The 19536-nt window shown below is 40.0% G+C and carries 11 protein-coding genes; 8 read left to right on the top strand and 3 right to left on the bottom strand.

What is annotated here, in order from left to right; genetic code table 11:
• Window positions 1-34 precede the first annotated feature (34 nt).
• On the top strand, window positions 35-3331 hold the full coding sequence (locus PBAT_RS24580) for an InlB B-repeat-containing protein (RefSeq protein ID WP_149466396.1): 3297 nt from the start codon (window positions 35-37) through the stop codon (window positions 3329-3331).
• Between the two features lie 456 nt (window positions 3332-3787).
• Here PBAT_RS24580 and PBAT_RS02035 read toward each other — a convergent pair whose 3' ends face one another.
• Window positions 3788-4765: a tRNA dihydrouridine synthase gene (locus tag PBAT_RS02035; protein WP_068646063.1), complete on the bottom strand. Its 978-nt coding sequence runs from the start codon at window positions 4763-4765 to the stop codon at window positions 3788-3790.
• 367 nt (window positions 4766-5132) lie between these two features.
• On the opposite strand from PBAT_RS02035, the gene rlmD reads away from it, so the two are divergent.
• Complete coding sequence (rlmD, locus tag PBAT_RS02030; RefSeq protein WP_068646062.1) at window positions 5133-6527, top strand: 23S rRNA (uracil(1939)-C(5))-methyltransferase RlmD; 1395 nt, start codon at window positions 5133-5135, stop codon at window positions 6525-6527.
• 299 nt (window positions 6528-6826) lie between these two features.
• Here the strand turns inward: rlmD and PBAT_RS02025 are convergent, their stop codons facing one another.
• The gene (locus PBAT_RS02025) at window positions 6827-9274 is read right to left on the bottom strand and encodes a hypothetical protein (RefSeq protein ID WP_068646061.1); all 2448 of its coding nucleotides are present in this window, start codon (window positions 9272-9274) and stop codon (window positions 6827-6829) included.
• 912 nt (window positions 9275-10186) lie between these two features.
• On the opposite strand from PBAT_RS02025, the gene PBAT_RS02020 reads away from it, so the two are divergent.
• The 6 genes from PBAT_RS02020 (at window position 10187) to PBAT_RS01995 (ending at window position 18202) form a co-directional block, all read left to right on the top strand.
• Window positions 10187-11209 carry a LacI family DNA-binding transcriptional regulator gene (locus PBAT_RS02020; RefSeq protein WP_068646060.1) on the top strand — a complete coding sequence of 341 codons (1023 nt, stop codon included), beginning with the start codon at window positions 10187-10189 and terminating at the stop codon, window positions 11207-11209.
• A 216-nt stretch (window positions 11210-11425) separates the two neighbouring features.
• Window positions 11426-12664, top strand: a complete 1239-nt coding sequence (locus PBAT_RS02015; protein ID WP_068646059.1) for an ABC transporter substrate-binding protein — start codon at window positions 11426-11428, stop codon at window positions 12662-12664.
• Window positions 12665-12735: 71 nt separating this feature from the next.
• Complete coding sequence (locus PBAT_RS02010; protein WP_068582228.1) at window positions 12736-13602, top strand: carbohydrate ABC transporter permease; 867 nt, start codon at window positions 12736-12738, stop codon at window positions 13600-13602.
• On the top strand, window positions 13602-14423 hold the full coding sequence (locus PBAT_RS02005) for a carbohydrate ABC transporter permease (RefSeq protein WP_068646058.1): 822 nt from the start codon (window positions 13602-13604) through the stop codon (window positions 14421-14423). The genes PBAT_RS02010 and PBAT_RS02005 overlap by 1 nt, the downstream gene beginning before the upstream one ends.
• 414 nt (window positions 14424-14837) lie before the next feature.
• The gene (locus tag PBAT_RS02000; RefSeq protein WP_338045652.1) at window positions 14838-16037 is read left to right on the top strand and encodes a CynX/NimT family MFS transporter; all 1200 of its coding nucleotides are present in this window, start codon (window positions 14838-14840) and stop codon (window positions 16035-16037) included.
• Window positions 16038-16102: 65 nt separating this feature from the next.
• The gene (locus PBAT_RS01995; protein ID WP_068646057.1) at window positions 16103-18202 is read left to right on the top strand and encodes a methyl-accepting chemotaxis protein; all 2100 of its coding nucleotides are present in this window, start codon (window positions 16103-16105) and stop codon (window positions 18200-18202) included.
• 151 nt (window positions 18203-18353) lie between these two features.
• On the opposite strand, the gene PBAT_RS01990 is transcribed toward PBAT_RS01995, so the two are convergent.
• Window positions 18354-19382 carry a LacI family DNA-binding transcriptional regulator gene (locus PBAT_RS01990; RefSeq protein WP_068646056.1) on the bottom strand — a complete coding sequence of 343 codons (1029 nt, stop codon included), beginning with the start codon at window positions 19380-19382 and terminating at the stop codon, window positions 18354-18356.
• Between the last annotated feature and the right edge of the window lie 154 nt (window positions 19383-19536).

Raw genomic sequence — 19536 nt, 5'->3', positions numbered from 1 at the left:
AAATTACCTAGTATGGGAAGGAAGTGCGTGTGTGGTGAGAAAGAAGCTTGTTTCGGTTGTAAGTTTGCTAATAGTAGCGGTAAGTTCGATAATAGGAGTTTTTAATACTGAGGATGCTTTTGCAGCAGATGGTGATCAACAGTCGATTTATGCAACAGAGGACACAACGTTAGTATATGAAAGCTCTGGTAATTTTCTTGATGAGGATGGGGAGGGTGTTCTAAGTGTAGGATACATGGATTTCTATAATAAAACAGAAGCACAAATTTTATTAAATTTTACTCTTCCAACAATCCCTTCCGGATATGAAATTGAAAGCGCTAGTCTCTACTTCCCAGTGACAGATGCTAATACTCAATCAATAGTTCCATTCTCATTAAAAGTATCAACAAGTACCAATCATTCCTGGGTTGCAGGGTTAGTTAATTCCGCCACTGTTCCAGAACCGACAATAGGGTCAACACAAAGTATCCCTGTTCCTAATAATGTAAATATAGATAAACCGATACTTGGACCGATTGATATTACTCGCTATATTATAGAGGAATCTCTTAAAACTACCCCAAAAGCAACACTTATTCTATCGGCATTTTCATATGCAGATGCCGTAGCTTCAAATATTACTAATATGGATCATTATATAAATACTGGAGAGATTAATAGTCATTTGGCTAAACCACACTTAATTATTACCTATTCAGAGATTCAGAATATTGAAATAACAGGCGTTGAGAACGGAGTGAGTTATAAATCTAATGTTACTCCAAAATTCAATATTGGTACGGCAACGTTGAATGGAGCCGCTTTTTTGAGTGGTTTACCAGTTTCAGCAGAAGGTTCATACACTCTAATTGTTACAGTAGAAAATAAATCAGAAAAGGTACAATTTACAATAGACAAAACTTCGCCGACAGGGACAGTTTCCATTAACTCTGGAGCTGCGTATGCAACAAGTCAACAGGTAACTCTTGATTTTACGCTAGGACCAGGAGTGACGGATGTCGCTAGAGTACAGTTCTCTAATGACGATCTTACATGGTCAGATGAAAAAAAATATAGCGCAAGTATGAACTATACATTGCCAGTAGGTGATGGTAGCAAGACGGTCTATGTACGCTTTATTGATCGTGCAGGTAATGTTGGACCACCAGCTCAAGTTGGATCAGCTCAGGATAGTATTATCTTAGATACGACACCACCGACAGGTACAATAAGTGCTACTGGATCAAGCATAACGAACTCCACCGTCGTACCTCTAACGGTTACTAGCAGTAATGCAGATTATATGGAGCTCGGTGAAGTAGGTGAGAGCTACGGAACAAAGGTAGCATACAGTGGAAGTACACAGTCGTATACGCTGAAAGATATAGTGGAAGATGGCGTGAAAACTTTGCAGGTTCGTCTGTCGGACTTAGCTGGAAACACAACGGTACTTACAACGGCAGTAACACTTGACCGTATTGCCCCAACAGGCAAAGTAGTTATAAATGGTGGCAATTCCTATACGAATCTTTCGGATGTATTAGTTGAAGTGACACCAGCAACAGGTGTAACCGATATTACTGCTATCCAATATACAATCAATGGATCAGCACCAACGACGATTGCTTATCGTAATAGCTTTGAGATTAATATAGGAAGTGTCGATGGAGAAAACGCAGTTACGATACAGCTAATAGATGGGGCAGGAAATGTATCTCCCACATACACATTAATCATTACACTAGATACTGTAGCCCCAACGGGTACTGTCGTTATTAATAACGGAGATGCGTATACAACAGAGCGAGAGGTAAATCTTGCGCTCACACCCGTGGTAGGAGTGACTGATGTCGTGTATGTAAAATTCTCTGGTGACAATCTGACGTGGTCAGCTAATGAATTGTATATAGCAGGCAAGACATATACATTTACATTGCCAGCAGTAGATGATTACAAGACGGTTTATGTACAGTTTATTGATCATGCAGGTACTGTTGGATCAGCTCAAGATAGCATTATTCTGGATATGACAGCTCCGATCGTCACAGGTGTAACCGATGGAGAGAGCTATAGTTCCTCACGAACAATTAATTTTAATGAAGGTACCGCAACATTGAATCGCAATTCCTTTATAAATGGCTCGTCTGTGGGCGATGAAGGCTCCTATATACTTATTGTTACGGATGCCGCAGGTAACTCGAGTACCATTACATTCAACATTCTCAAATATAGAGTAAGCTACGACGGAAATAGAGCTACTGGAGGACTTGTACCCATAGATAGTCAAACCTATGAGACTGGGAATCGTGTAACAGTAGCTGATAATACTGGAAGTCTAGTGAAAACGGGATATGCATTTAAGGGTTGGAATAGCGAAGCAGATGGAAGTGGGACAAGCTATGCAGCGAAGGATATATTCAATATAAGCACAGCAAATGTCACGTTGTATGCAATGTGGGATGTTAATCATTATACATTGTCTTTTGAGTCAAATGGAGGAAGTGTCGTAGCGACTCAGAATAAATCATACAACGAAACGGCAACCGAACCGAGTACACCAACGAAGTCAGGTTATACATTTGGTGGATGGTATAAAGAGATAACATTAACGAACCAATGGATCTTCACGAAGGATATGGTCACAGCGGATATGACGTTGTATGCGAAGTGGATTGCTAATAGTTCCTCTGGAAGTAATGGAGGAGGTTCTATTCCAACACCACCACCAAATTCAACGGTTTATTTTGAAACCAATGGCGGAAATTCCCCAGCACCGGAGCCGAGTCAAGAATCAGAGCCAGCCCCAGATGGATCGAAATCTGAGCTTCCGTTGAGTTTGGATGACATTTCGGGACATTGGGGACAAGGTATGATTGAAGAATTAGCTAGTCAAGGTATAATTACGGGGTATCCAGACGGCTCGTTCCATCCGAATGAATCAATCCAGCGGCAACATATGGCCCTGATATTCATGCGTGCTTTCGAGTTCGAACCAACACGTGAGGCGATAGCTTTTTCTGATGTATCACCAAGCCATCCGTCCTATAAAGCCATTACTTTATTACAACAAGCAGGAATTGTAGACGGATCAAATGGTAGATTTAATCTAACTGAACCCGTGACACGTGCTCAGATGGCAAAAATTGTTGCGCTTGCCCTTAAGATAGAACTAGGTGGAACAAGTACTTTCCAAGACGTACCTTCAACGCATTGGAGCCATGCTTATATCACTGCACTAGCAGAACTAGAGATTGTACTAGGTGATAACGGCAAATTTAATCCGAATGAACCCGTGACACGGGCAGAGTTTGTCGCAATGATATACAGAGCTTTGAATCTGACAAAGTAAAGAGGAGTAATATAAAAGCCCTTCTAGCGAAGGGCTTTTATATCATTTATACTGATTAGGCCAAATAACTTCTTAGGGGTTGTCTAACGAATCATGGTGATAAATCTTTTTGCTTCAGGTGTTTCCTTGAGAGGAAACACCGTTTGAAAACATAGTGCAAAAATCAGAGACCTTTCATGAGTTCATTGAACTTTTGGGAGGTCTCTCATTATTTTTCATGTAGTCATATTGATTTCGCGAACATTGCGGCGTAAAATCTAAATATTTGGATTCTGGAATACTCGGTAAATGGAAAGTTCCATTCATCATCAAAAATAACGTAGGCTTTCCTCATGTGAGGGAAGTCTACGTTGTATAAAAAGGTCAGTATCCATTCAAGTGTCTATTCTATAGGGTGCATTTTAAAAGACTTGTTTTAACAGCAAGTCTTTTAAATCATGTACAGGTGGATATGCTTCAATCTAATCCTTGTTCTAAAACAGGTTTCACTAAACGACGTACTTCATCTGTTGACGCCGTATCCATTAATTGATTTCTTAGTTCGCTTGCGCCCTTGAATCCACGAACATAGATTTTGAAAAAGCGAAGAAGTGGTTTAAATGGACGTGGTTCGTTTTCCATTGAATATTTATCGTGAAGATCCAAATGTAAAAGTAATAAATTGAGAAAATCCTTCACGCTATGTTCTTTAGGTTCTTTTTCAAAAGCAAATGGATTGGTGAAAATGCCACGGCCAATCATGACACCATCAACGCCGTATTGTTCTACTAATTTTAATCCTGTTGCGCGGTCAGGAATATCTCCATTAATGGTTAACAACGTATTTGGAGCAATTTCATCACGCAATTTTTTTATTTCAGGGATTAGTTCCCAGTGTGCATCTACTTTACTCATCTCTTTTTTTGTACGAAGATGAATGGAAAGATTCGCAATATCTTGTTTCAATATATGTCCTAACCAATCGCGCCACTCTTCAATATCAGAGTACCCCAATCTTGTTTTAACACTAACCGGTAATCCTCCTGCTTTTGCTGCTTGAATGATTTCTGCCGCAACTTCAGGATGGTTTATTAATCCGGAACCTTTTCCATTAGCTGCGACATTTTGTACTGGACATCCCATGTTTAAATCGATACCCCGAAATCCAAGTTTTTTCATATCAATACTCATCTGTTCAAAAAATGCAGGTTTATTGCCCCAAATATGAGCGACAATCGGTTGCTCATCTTCTGTGAACGTTAATCGACCACGTGTACTGTTTTTTCCTTCAGGGTGACAATAACTTTCTGTATTTGTGAATTCCGTGAAAAATACGTCGGGCTTTGCAGCTTCACTAACGACGTGACGAAATACAACATCTGTGACATCTTCCATTGGTGCTAATATAAAAAATGGCTTCGGTAAATCAAGCCAAAAATTTTGTTCGTTACTCATATTATCTTCTCCTTATACTTTTCAGTTGTACATCTTGACTAAGCATCCCGCAACTGAAAAGTCGCATCGGAAGCATGGGCTTACCATATAAAACTTTTTTTTGCTATAGTAACCCATCATAAATAGTATCAATTATTTACGTTTAATGCACTGAATTAATTATGTGAGCGACTTTCACCAGTTAATGTAAATGTTTTTTTGTGTCTATCACCCACTACACTTCATGTTGTTGAATTTGTAAGAAGTGCATTTTCATTCAGACACATTTTCATTATAATGACAAGGTGTGTCTGTTTTGAAGAGGTAGCAAGTATTGTGGAAATAATCCTTCACTACAAGAGTTGACTATTGAAAGGGGAATCATTCCTTGACTGTTATAAAAGAAGAAACGCTTCTAGCAGAAATTGATTATTTAGATGATAAAGGCAATGGACAAGCCGTGATTTGGCGTGAGAGTGATAAAGGTTCCAATCCTAGAAAGCTGAAGCTGACGATTCCGCAGACGCTCATAGGGGAGTCAGTTCAGGTCGTCGTCGATCATCCCGATAAGAAAAGAAGAAAGGCAATGCCTATAGAGATTGTAGCTGCTAGCCCCGAACGGACGGATGCGCCTTGTCCTCATTTTGAGCTTTGCGGAGGTTGTGTATGGCAACACTGGACGTATGAAGGTCAATTGAAGCATAAGACCAACCATGTGAAGAACGCATTAGAACGCGAAGGATTAGATTCTGAACTGGTACTGGACACGATAGGTATGGACGACCCTTGGCATTACCGTAATAAGATGGAGTTCACGTTTTCGCCTGAAGGGGATATCGGAATGCATGAACAAGGGAATTTCCGAAAGATCATTCCACTGGAAACGTGTCTGATTGCAGGCCGGAATATGGTCGATGGCATGTTGGAAGTAGGCGAATGGGTGAAAGAGTTCGAACTTAAAGGTTATGATAAAGATACACATGAGGGGCTTCTTCGTCATTTGATGGTGCGGGAATCGTTTGCTACTGGCGAAATGATGTTGGCATTGTTTGCTACACAAACGCCTGATGGTGAATTGGCGTCTGCAGTTGACAATCTTATCGAGCGGATCACGAAGAAATTACCAAATGTGAAAAGCCTACTTTGGCTTGTGAACACAGATTGGGCGGATCGCACACAATCTGAGGATACGCATCTGTTAGCGGGTCGTGATTTCATTTATGATGAAATGGCAAACTATCGCTATCGTCTTTGGTTCGATACATTCTTCCAGACAAATCCTTTACAGGCCCAAAAGCTTGTGGATCTTGCGCTCAAAATGGGAAAACCAAGGGAAGACGAGAAAATGATCGACCTATTTTGTGGTGTCGGCACATTCTCATTACCGTTCGCAGCGCGTGTGAAGGAATTGGCGGGAATCGAGATTGTCGAGACATCGATTGAATCGGCCAAACGCAATGCCATCGATAATGATTTGCATAACACGACATTCCTTGCACGTGATGCACGTAGAGGACTAGATGAGATGCATGATCATTTCGGATTCGCTGATATTCTGTTGATCGATCCACCACGTAGCGGAGCTGGCGGGAAAGTGATGCGCCGAATTGGACGCTCCAAACCAAAACGGATCGTCTATGTATCATGCAATCCTGACACATTCGCAACAGACGTAGCTGAATTGTTGCCATTCGGTTACACGCTTCAAACCGTTCAACCTGTCGACCTATTCCCTCATACCGTTCATGTGGAGTGTGTGGCTTGGCTGGAGCTGACAATATAGTCTTTTGAATAACTTGAGTTGCTCAAACTCTAGGTTAATATGTTCCCGCATACCAAACATATGATAAGACCTAAAACTCACCTAATGTTATGGGCGGCATGATATAATAAAGGCGATAAACCCTTGTGCATCAAGGGTTTTATACAAGGGAAACTCCGTTTGTCCACATTTTGTAAAAAGAGGCATCGTATGAGTTTGAGAACTCATACGATGCCTCTTTTCTTTTTGATTATTCCAACTGTCAAAGGTAAACATTATTCTATTTTTGGAAATATCTCGTTAGGATATTCAAATAGGACTTAATACGTCAACCATTGAACTTCGTTTAAAGCAACGTGTCCCCATAGTAGGTTTCCACTGTTTACTTTAATTCGGATTTTGTTTGTTAGAACAGGTGTGAAGGGAATGTTCCTGAATTCTTCATCATCCGAATTCGAACTCCATGTAATAGGAACTTGTGTCGCAGCAGGTACCCATATTCCGCCATTATCATATTCGATATCTACATTTGTAATCCCTTGCCCTATCCCGTAGTGCGTTACAAGGGTAATACTATTCGTCATCTTTGCGGCTGTTCCCAAATCAAGTGTAATATAACCAGGAAGAGCAACACCATTACCACTGCTCCAAGCATCTGTAATTATCCCATTGTTAATATTGGAAATATTACCGCCACTTGTCCCCATAGTTGTTGTTACAACAGCCTGAGGTGCAACGTTAATGGATGGCATGTATTCAATCGTTGGATTCCATCTGCTGCCGTCACATGAATTGTTCGCATTCTGGTTTAGGACGAAATAAATGTAATCATTTTGGGAGACTGATGTGGAGATGTTGTGTGTATTTCCCGTAATATCAGCCGCACCGATTACTTGCCAGTCGCTTGCTGGCCATACCTGGGTACTGTTCTTTACAATCTTGACTCGTACACCATCACCACATGTGTTATTCTGCTTGGCCGCTTTTCCCTTAATAACAATATTGCCTGTCATAGGTGCTTTCCAGGCGACCACTGTATCGTTCTTGTCTGGATGGATGAGTGCATTCACACCGATTTGATTCCATTGATTTGCACCGATCCACTTGTTCGATGCAGCATCCCATGTCATGTTAGTATAGCTCGAACCGCTACCTTGCATGTAATACCACTGCTTGTTTCCTTGTACGCTGCTAAAGTCTTCCGAGAATCGATAGTTCGGTAAGTCTTGCTTCTGAGCGACTGACTGAATGCCAGAGACGCTGACTTGATTGATTAGGTACCATCCTGTAGAGGTAACCGGGTCAGTAACAGCAAGGTTGATCGCCGGTACGTTCCCTCTCGAGGTATCGACAATCGCATAGGCTAAATCATAAACACCGTTAGCAACATTGCCGAAGCTGATAGGCGTGTCATATTGGTAATTGTTCCCCTTAAGCCATTCTGATGGATCAATGTTGGTCACACTCGTAAATACCGGCTGTTTGGTCGACTTATTCAGTAGGGAGTAAGCGACTTTATACTTATAATTCCAAGCCGTTCGATCGTTTGGAAGTTTTCCAATTGCAGTGTTTTTCCAATTGCTTTGTACCGTAATATATTCATTTGAGACAATCGATGTAGGTGCGGTAAAGTTAACCGGTACGAATCGATATCCACCATTGACGATGAAGTCGTCCACCAAATCTACATTCTTCATCCATTCGATCGCATCCTCAGGAACGCGCAGATCAAATGTGTTCGCGCGTGCGGCTTTTGCGTCGTTCAAGCTGTAAGCCAGCATATCTCGAATGTTGGAGAAAGGATTTCCGTTCCGATTCATATACCCTGTAAAGTCATGTGCGAAGTAGTTCCAACCATTCTCTGAGAATAATGGAATACCAAAAGTAAGCAATCTGTTTACATAATAATTCTTGTCAGCTTGAGTAAAATATTGTGCCATTCCGATACTGTCGCGTCTAAGAATATCGTATTTGTTCGATTGGGCTAAAGATTCTGCTGCACTTGCTAGTGGGCCACCCTGTTGACCTCCGAGCAATATGCTAGGGAAGGCGTCACGGTAGTATTGTGCAATCGTCATGACGCTGGAATTGATATTGCCCGGCTGAGTGCTGTCGACACGCATGTTATGGCCTTCTCCCCAAGCGCCTAGACCCATAGCATCAATAAAATCTACCTTCGTAGGGTCGTTATATTTTGCTCCGAATGCTGCGATGAAGGTGTTCAGCTTGTTTAAGAAGACTTGGTCGTTCACATAAGGAGTCCAGAACGTATTAGTATACCCTTTTGCACCTGCAACACGCACGTATTCCGGAGTCGCCTGCTGATAGGAATCCTGGCTATCCACGTACACACGGAAGGCAATCCTTAATCCGCGATCGAGTGCACCTTGCACTAGAACAGAAAAATTCGAACTTGTATTATTCCAACTATATTGCCCGGCTGCAGGTTCATAGAAGGACCAAGGCGCACGAATGTAGAAGGTGGTCGCTTTTGCTGTGGCCCCGGAATTATCAAATGCCTGCCAGAACAAGGTCGGATTATTCACGCATTTGTTGATGTCTGGAATTGTGCTGTCGGTCATTTGACCGAATGCATCGCAATAGAGCACCCAGCCCATTCCTGGATTTCTTATAAGGCCTGTTGTTTTTTCGGTAGGTTGATAAATCATAGTTTCAGCAGCTTCTCCTTTGGTGGGACTTAATAATAAGGATGCCAATACCATAATTGTAATCGTCATTAATAATAAGATCTTTCTAAACATAGTCATCTAATTCACTCCTTCGGATCAATTGGCTAGGCGTTGGCTTGCTGTTCTCGGTAAATTTGTTCTTCCGTAAGGTATTATTAATTGTGAATCTAAGAATACTCCTTTCTTGAAATTAAATTTAGTAAAATTATCTTATATTAATTATAAAGCGCTTTCATTTAATTGAGTACATAGACAATTCTTAGACCTATATAGATTAAACTACGATTTTTCTACAATAATTTGGTGAATTATCGATATAAAAGAATGATTATACTTATTATTCGTATCTTTTATATGTTAACAAGCTATAAAACGACACTTCGGTTATACTTTTTTTTAACAATGGGACTCGACTCAGTAAACACCGAGGGTAGTTTTATTGCCTTGTCTATAATTTGAGCAGATTGATTAACATAATGGGAGTTAGAGAATTAGTATGCCATTTTAAGTTTTTAGTCTCACGTACGGTGGTGTGGGAGCGGGGTCAATTCGTATTTTCGACAACAATGAAGACTGTACTCGTATTGAATTTAGATTTATATACCGTATACCAGGTGAAGACGAAGGATAACGGCTCGACTTTTAAATACTTAAGGTTAGCAATAAATATGATCTGGATTTTCGGAATTTACCGTTGAGAGAATTAATGGACGATATGTATTATTTGAAAAGTATCCTTTCAGTTAGATTGGAAGGAAGTATTTGCATAAGGGTTATTTCAATAGTGGTCTGTAGTTGACAAAAATATCAGCAAGATTTATATTTTAGGTAAGCGTTTACCTTTAAAGTTGCTTATATTGAATAAATTCTTTTAGATGAATCCAATTCATTGTTTTAATGAGTTATGAAATTTATTCAGATGGTAAGTAATCAATTTGCTAAGTTATCGCTTATATATTATTGTTTATGACAGGTAAAAGAGGAAACGACATGAATCCAAACGCTTCAAATAATCCAACGATTAAAGATGTAGCAAGGAAAGCCAATGTCTCTATAGCAACTGTCTCTCGGGTGCTTAATAATTTGTCTGGTTATTCGGACAAAACGGAGCAAAAGGTAAAACAGATTATTAAAGAAATAGGATATCAACCCAATGCAATTGCTCGGGGCCTGATTAATAAACGAACGCAGACGATCGGGGTTATGTTCCCGAATGTATCGAGTTATTTCTCAGCGGACATCCTTCATGGTATTGAAGAGTACGCTAATGACCATAACTATAGTGTTTTTGTCTGCAATACGGATGAGGATGGCAAGCGTACGATGAAATACCTGCATGTATTGCGAGAAAAGCAGGTAGATGGTATTATATTCTCCAGTGAAATGCTGAAGGAAGAGTATTATGAAGTGCTACAAGCTATGAAAGTTCCTGTGGTGCTGGTATCCTCCAAAGCGGATTATGCTTCCGTACCCTATATCAAAGTGGACGATAAGCAGGCCGCGTATGATGCGGTACAATATTTGATCTTACATGGTCACCGTGAAATTGCTATGGTTAGCGGAACCGAAACGGATACAATGGCTGGAATTCCCAGAGTTGAAGGCTACGTGAAAGCGTTACAGGATTATGGTATTCCTTTTAAAGAGAATTATCTAGTCTATGGAAATTTCACGTTTGATGAGGGATGTATAGCTATGGAGAAGCTGATTCAGAATGCGCCGGAGGCTACGGCTATCTTTGCGGCAAGTGATGAAATGGCGGTTGCAGTTCTGGCTGTTGCTGCTAAGCATGGTCTCAAGATTCCTGATGACATTTCTGTGATTGGCTACGATAATCTGAAGCTTGCTGAAATGGCAGTGCCGCCTTTAACAACGGTGGATCAGCGGCTGTATGACATGGGGAAATTAGCTACTGGGAAACTAATTGATATGATTGAGAATCACTGCGTGGCCGATAGTACTATTATGCCTCATAGGATTGTTGAAAGGCAGACGGTAAGGAGACTTACTTGATTCCTTTTATCGATATAACGTAAACGTTTACTGCATGGATATTAAACGATATTAAACGTAATGTATTTGAGAGAGGGGACTTGAAATAAGAGGAAAGATTAACACATGAATACAACGTAAACGTTTACTCCTATGACTTGATTAATTAAATAAGTAGAAATAACTACGAGCTGGAATAATAACTATAACCATAAATTTTCTAAAGGGGATTAGATGATGAAAAAAGTAATTAAACCTATGTTGGCAGGCGTACTAGCGATCTCTTTACTTAGTGCATGTGGTAATAATGGTAATTCTGAAGGAGCTTCAAGCGGCAAGGTCGAAGTTGAATTCTTCCAGGGTAAAGCTGAAGCTAAAGCAACTTTCGACAAGTTGATTACCAAGTTCAACGAGGCTAACCCAGAAATTAAGGTAACCCAAGTGAATCCACCGGATGCAGAAACAGTTCTGAAGACACGCGTAGCGAAGAAGGATATTCCTGATGTAGTGGGAATGGGGGCAACGGATACGTTCTCGACACTCTCCAAAAGTGGACTGTTCGAAGATTTTACAAATGATCCATTAATTAAGGATATCCAACCCGCATATCTAGAAATGCTGACAAATATGACTGGGTTGACGGAGATGAATGGTGTTCCTTTCTCAACCAATGCGAACGGTGTTATTTATAACAAAGCAATCTTCAAAGAGCTGAACCTTACGATTCCGAAAACATGGGATGAGTTCATGGCAGTTGCTCAGAAGGTTAAGGATTCCGGCCAAAATGCTTTTTATCTCACTCTAAAGGATGCTTGGACAACACTTTCCATTTTCAATCCTCTAGAAAGTAATATCGTTGGTCTTGATTTCTTCGCACAGCGTGCAGCAGGCACGGTAACGTTCAAGGATACGTATCGTGAAGTTGCTGAGAAGCAGCTTAAGGTACTGGATTTTGCTCAGAAAGATGTGTTTGGTAAGAATTATAATGACGGTAACACTGCTTTTGCTAAAGGCGAGTCTGCGATGTACCTACAAGGCGTATGGGCTATTCCAGAAATTCAAAAGGCAAACCCTGCTATTGAATTAGGTGTATTCCCATTCCCAAGCACAAATGATGCAACGAAGAATAAGCTTGTTTCCGGGGTGGATACATTGCTAACGGTTGCTAAGAGCTCGAAGCATAAAGAAGAGGCCAAGAAATTTGTAGCCTTCTTGCTTCAACCAGATAACATTAAACAATATATCTCCGAACAAAAAGCGTTCTCAGCTGTGACAGGTGTGACACAAGACGATGCTAGTGTGGCTGATCTGAAGGAATCATTCGAAAGTGGTAATTTGGTCGATTTCGCGGATCACTATATCCCTGCTGGTATGAAAGTAGAGACAATTTTTCAAGAATTCTTGCAAAAGAAAGATATTGACGCGTATCTGACTAAATTCGATACCGAGTGGGATAAAATTAGTAACCGTAAATAATACAGAAATGCGCGGAGATAAGTATGAAGTGCTCTTGTCTCCGCTGTTTCTTTAGAAGGGAGAACCAACATATGGCTAAACGCCGCATTGCCTTTTACCTGATGACTATACCTGCTTTGTTGCTGTTCTTTACTTTTCATACCTTCCCTGCGTTGCAAGGGATCTTTTATGCATTTACGAACTGGGATGGATTTGGCGAGAGCTACGATTTTGTAGGATTTAAGAACTTTGTAAACCTCTTTAAAGATGAGAATGTGATTAATTCCTATATCTTTACTTTTAAATATGCGATTGTCGTGACCATCTTAATTAATGTGATAAGCTTGCTTATTGCTTTGGGATTGAACGCCAAGATCAAATTCAAGAACTTTTTTCGTGGCGTATATTTCTTACCTAACATTCTCAGCGTACTTATTGTTGGTTTCATCTTTAACTACTTGTTCTCTAATGTTCTCACGACCTGGGGAGCGAAAATGGGTAGTGAATTTCTCTCGCAAAATATTCTCGGTAACGCTGATTGGGCGTGGATCGGGATTGTTATAGTTGCTGTATGGCAGGGTATAGCATTTAATACGATTTTGTATTTGGCTGGACTCCAGACGATTCCAAAAGATTTGTATGAAGCATCGAATCTGGATGGAGCAGGCAAGTTCAGAGAATTCATAAGTATTACTTTTCCTTTACTAGCTTCCTTCTTCACTATAAATATGGTGCTTGCTATGAAGAGTGGACTGATGGTATTCGATCAGATCGTTGCTCTAACAGGAGGCGGTCCGGGACGCTCGACACAATCCATTGCACTGCTTATTTATACTGGCGGGTTCCAAGGTGGAGAATTTGCCTACCAATCGGCGAACGCTGTTATTTACTTTATTGTCATCATCGTAATCTCGGTGCTACAGCTTAAATTTTTACAGAAACGGGAGATGGATATGTGATGAGAAAAACAACGAATTGGACCAGTACGATACTTATTGCGTTGGGCTCACTGCTCATCTTGTTTCCGCTCTATATGACGATCAGCATTGCATTGAAGAACCCAGAGGAAATGGCGGTTTCTATCTTCTCGCTTCCGACGGGGCTTCATTTTGAGAATTTCCGCAATGCAATCGAAGCGACCAATTTTTTCAATGCTTTAAAGAACAGCGTGGTGATTACCGTGATTTCGGTGGTATTCATTCTTCTAACCAACTCGATGGTGGCGTATGCCATTGCGCGAAATATGAAGGACAAATTCTTCAAAGTATTGTACTTCTATTTCATCAGCGCGATGTTCATTCCTTTCCAGATCATTATGCTGCCTGTGGTTAAGGTAACGACGGACCTTCATATGAATAACATTGTTGGGCTAATTATTCTTTATGTCGTGTATGGCCTTGCCTTTAATATCTTTGTATATGTTGGTTATATCCGTTCGATTCCGTATGAGCTTGAAGAAGCGGCGACGATGGATGGTGCTTCGACTTGGGGGACGTATTGGAAAATCATTTTCCCACTCCTTGCACCGATCAGCGCAACGATTGGGATTCTATCTTGCTTGTCCACTTGGAATGACTTCATGTTGCCACTTATTCTGCTGGGAGATCAGAATTCATACACACTTCCACTTGTGCAATATGTGTTCCAAGGACAGTTCGGTACTGACTTCAATCTAGCATTCGCTTCTTATCTACTTGCTTTAACGCCGATGGTCATCGTGTATCTGTTCGCACAGAAATGGATTATTGGTGGGATTACTCAGGGTGCGATTAAATCATAAACCCTACGTAAAATAAGGAAGAGTATTATTCGCATCTGTTAAGTAAATACAGTTGTTCTCTTATCTGAAACGGTTGCCTATGAAGCCATGAACGCACAACGACAAGTTGGGGTTTATGGCTTCTTCGCTCGTTATATTATTGAAAGATAGCTTTGTTTATTTGTTTTTTCTTTGTTTTTAGTTTGTACTTCTATTCTCTGTTCTTATATGTTATAACTAGTTTTACACTGGCGGGTACATATGGACAGCATAAATGTAATCTCACAAGGTAAGCCAGCCCATAGGTGACATAATTACCCTTATAAGATCTAGAATCCCATTAGAGTGAATTATATTGGGATTTATTGTTATGTGTTGGTATAGGTTTCTATGAATCATTTTTGAAAGTTTGATTATTGAAGGGGGATTTTGTTAGTGGAGTTGCAACAATCTAAAGGAAACAAGAAATCGTTATATTTCGTGTTACTCATCATGGGTATCGTACTGGTAGCATTTAATTTACGGCCAGCAATTACGTCCGTAGGTCCATTAGTCGGTATCATTCAGGAGGATGTTGGGTTATCTCATTGGAGCGCAGGTTTATTGATGAGTATACCTTTAATATCCTTTGCCGTCATGTCATCGCTTGTTCCTAAAATCGCTCATCGTTTAACCAATGAGAAGACGTTACTGTTAGGATTGGTCATTCTTTTAATCGGTATATGCATTCGGTCCATTTCAATGACGGTGTTTCTCTTCTCTGGAACGCTATTGGTTGGGGTAGGTATAGCCATTGGAAATGTTCTGTTGCCGGTCGTTGTAAAAGAGAAATTCCCACAAAAATTCGGTCTGATGACAAGTGTATATTCATCCTCAATGGGATTATTTGCTTCATTAGCATCAGGAATTAGTATTCCTCTAGCACATGATCTGCAATTTGGGTGGCAGGGGGCCTTGATTGTATGGGGTATACCAGCAGTCATCGCGATCATCGTCTGGGTTTTACTTATTAAGGGGAATCCTGCCCATAGTAATAAAGTGAAGAATGTTAGTACTAGTGCTAATCGAACTTGGCGTTCACCTCTTGCTTGGAAAATAGCCTTATTCATGGGATTTCAGTCTTGCTTATTTTATATCACGATGTCTTGGTTGCCTGAAATCATACATAATTATGGCATTAGTAGAGGGGCAGCGGGGTGGTTGCTTTCGTTGACACAAATCATTGGACTACCTGCTAGTTTCCTAGTGCCTATCATTGCTGGACGTCTACGTTCGCAAGTATGGATTGCCTGCGTGTTGGGGATGTGCTCGATTGTTGGTTATGGAGGACTATTGCTTGGTTCTTCTTATCCTATTTTAATTATGAGTATTGTTTTGATTGGTCTTGCCTTGGGAGGGAATTTCCCATTGGCTCTAAGCTATATCGGAATCCGTACTCGGAATGCAGGTCAATCTGCCGAGTTATCGGGAATGGCACAATCAACTGGTTATTTACTCGCAGCAGTTGGACCTATATTTATTGGATATTTGTATGATATGTCCCACATGTGGACGGTTCCAATCATCACACTCATGATTGTATCTGTATTAGTCATGACGTTCGGGATGTTGTCCGGTAGAGATCAATATATATAAGAGTTATGATTCAAATCAGGGTACTACACAATAATGCATACACAGATGCCTTAGGAGATATGATAATGAACAAATCAAAAAGTATTGCAAAGAAGCTATCATCACTAATTATTGGATTATTTCTAGTATTATTTCTTACGTATACCGTAGTGACAAGTATCATTTTATATAATCAAAATATAGAGAATTCGGAGAGTGCAACACTTCAAAACGCTCAATTTGCTGCTACAAAGTTGAGCGATCGATTCAAGAAAGCAAACGATATGTTACAGACAACGAAGCGTATTGTAGAAACGATGCAGTCAAAGGGTGACTTATCAGCTACAGAAGTACTAAGCATATTAGAAACAAATTTAGCTGATAATGAGAATTTACTTGGCGTGTCTGCAATCTTAGAACAGGGTTCGTTAGAAATAGAACCAACCGTATCATCGAATTTTACAGATCGTGATAAGCGGTTTATACCTTATTTATGGAAAGACGGAAATAAAATAGTAGTAACTTCTTTAGAAGGATATGAAGATTCGGAGACTGCAGCGTGGTACTGGATTCCTAAAAAAGAGGGAAGAGCCATTCTAACAGAACCTTATGATTATAATTTGAACGGGAAAAAGGTTTCTATGACCACAATTGGCGTTCCTCTAATCAGCTCTAATGGAACTTTTTTTGGGGTGCTAACTGCTGATGTATCTATTGAGTTTTTAACAGATTTGGCTAGCTCTATTAAGCCTGATGGTGGTTATGCGGGGATTATTACTGAAAAAGGAATGCTTACTGTCAACAGTATTAATGAGAAGTTAAATGGAACCAATATGCAAGACGCTATTGATTGGGCATCTATTAAAAAAACACTGGAAAATAACATGCCAGATAGTACCTATGTAGATTCCAAACAACTAGGAGAACAATCTTTTAATGCTTTTGCACCAATGGTGCTAGATGAAATCGATGAGACATGGTCAGTTCAACTGGTCTTACCTAAATCTAAAATCTTAGAAACGTATAATGAAATTCTGTGGTTAAATATTGTATCAGCGATTTTAATGGCAATTGTGATGGCTCTCGCCAGTGCATGGTTTATATTCAAACAATTAAAGCCATTGAAGTTCCTGCGAGAAGCTATGGAAACAGCAGCCGATGGAGATTTAACTGAAAAAGTGGATGGGAAATGGATCAAACCAGATGAAATTGGTGCTGTTGCATTAGCGTATAACAATATGATAGATAAAACGAATGATGCAATACAGACTGTATTTAATTCTACGATACTCCTCAATAAATCGTCTAACCATGTACATGAAGCATTTGATGAAATTGTAGCATCTAGCCAAGAGGTCTCAATGGCGACGGCTGAAATTGCTGTAGGAGCTTCTAAGCAATCAGAAGATACGGAAGAGACGAATCGTCGAATGATTGATTTATCCGATCAAATTGATGTACTAACCGTCCTATTTTCTCAGATTGATGAGTTATCGAACAGAACAAGAGCAACGACAGAAAAAGGAATGCGTGAAGTTGAAAGTTTGCGTGAACATAATGTGGTAACCAATGAAATGAATGAAGAGGTACAAAAACAAATTGAATCTTTAACATCAAACATAGCTAATATTAATCAAGTCATTACATCCATTCAAGGTATTTCGAAGCAAACAAACTTGCTTGCACTTAATGCCAGTATCGAAGCTGCTCGAGCTGGCGAACATGGCAAAGGTTTTGCAGTCGTAGCGCAGGAAGTTAGAAAACTGGCAGAGCAGTCAAAGCGTGAAACGGAAGTCATTAAACAAACAGTGGAAAGTATATTAGAAGATTCTAAACAAACGGTTGTATTGATTGCTTCTAATGGTGGATTAGTAGAGGAAAAAAATGAATCAGTACGTAGTACAGAATCGGCTTTTAAAGATAATTATGAGCTCTCTATTGCAATTGCAGCGGCAATTGATAAGTTGGTCTCTGAACTCTCTAATATGTTGGAACATAAAAACCAAGCGATAATGGCTATTCAGAGTATTTCGGCTATATCAGAAGAAACAGCTGCTTCAGCGGAAGAAGTAAGTGCTTCAGCCACAGATCAGCAGGCAGAACTCGAGAGAGTAGCCGACTCTATTCAACATATGAACAAAATTGCACAAGATTTACAAGAAGTTGTCGAACGTTTCAAACTCTGACTAGAGCATCCAGCAAAGATCGAAATCGTATATCATACCGTAAATGGGCTGCTCAAAAGTGAAAACTATTGAGTAGCCTCTTTTTTTAATCGATTGAAGTAAAAAAAGTTCATATATACATGTGATCTAAGATACTATTCTTCATGTCGCTTTATTCAATGTGCTGAGTGCTGCGGGTTCGACTTAAGCTTGATTCTCTAACGATCAGTCTTGGTTCGAACTGAACCCTTTCAAAAACACCTTTCTTCTGCTCTTCTATACGCTCTAGTAGAAGCTCCGTAGCCACCTTAGCTACTTCCGTACCCATAATGGATACTGAACTGATCTTTGGAGTTGTGATTGTACACAATAAATTGTTATCGACTCCGACGATAGCGATATCTTCTGGTACGCGAATACCTAATTCCTTGAATCGATTCAACAAGCCAACAGCAACCATATCATTTCCGGCATAGATAGCATCGGGCATATGAGTCAGATTAACGAAATAATCTGCTGCTTTTGCTCCTGTCTGTAATGAGAAATCATCCCCGAAATAGACTAATGATCGGTCTATTTGATCTAATGCATCCTCATAGGCAAAGAATCGCTCTTCAATGATTTCTTTTGGCGCACCAGCATAACCAATTCTTGTTCTCCCGATACTAATCAGATGCTCCATAACTAGCTTCCCCTCTGGCGTGGAGAGACTTACAATATCAGCCTTAACATCGTTATCTAATGTTTTCCCGTAATTGATGATGGAGATGGGAAGACTGGCTTTATTAATGAGATCTTTGAGTGTTTTGGGATAAGCAAGAGGTAGGATAATAAGACCATCCACATGAAGTTTCTTTATATCACGCAGTAATTCTAGCTCTGATCTTATATTCCCTAATGTATTAATCTGAACGACGCGATAGCCATAATGCTTAGCCACTTGTTCGACTGAATAGGCAATTTCCGGAATAAAGGCATTACGAATATCAGGAACAGCTAATGCAATCTGCTTGGTCTGACGAAACTTTAAGTTCTGTGCAAATGAATTTGGAATAAATCCAAGCTCCTCGACAGCAGCCAGCACTTTTTCCTTTGTCTTTGGACTAATGCCGTCCGTATTATTAATAGCTCTAGAGACGGTAGCGATCCCAACCCCCGCTAATGTAGCTACATCTTCTATTGTAACTTTATGAGTTCCCAATATTGGCACTTCCCAACTGATATGAAATTGTTTCCACAATAGTATACATAAAATACATATTAATTATAACATAATTGGCTTATTTGAAGATCGTTGGCGTAATTATACGATAATAACATTGACTGTGTGTCGATATAGTGACATAATAGTCATG

Origin of the sequence: Paenibacillus antarcticus, assembly GCF_001637225.1 — a bacterium.
Lineage (GTDB): Bacteria > Bacillota > Bacilli > Paenibacillales > Paenibacillaceae > Paenibacillus_AQ > Paenibacillus_AQ antarcticus.
The sequence above is the reverse complement of the archived record's forward strand: the minus strand, read 5'-3'. Positions and strand labels throughout refer to the sequence as shown.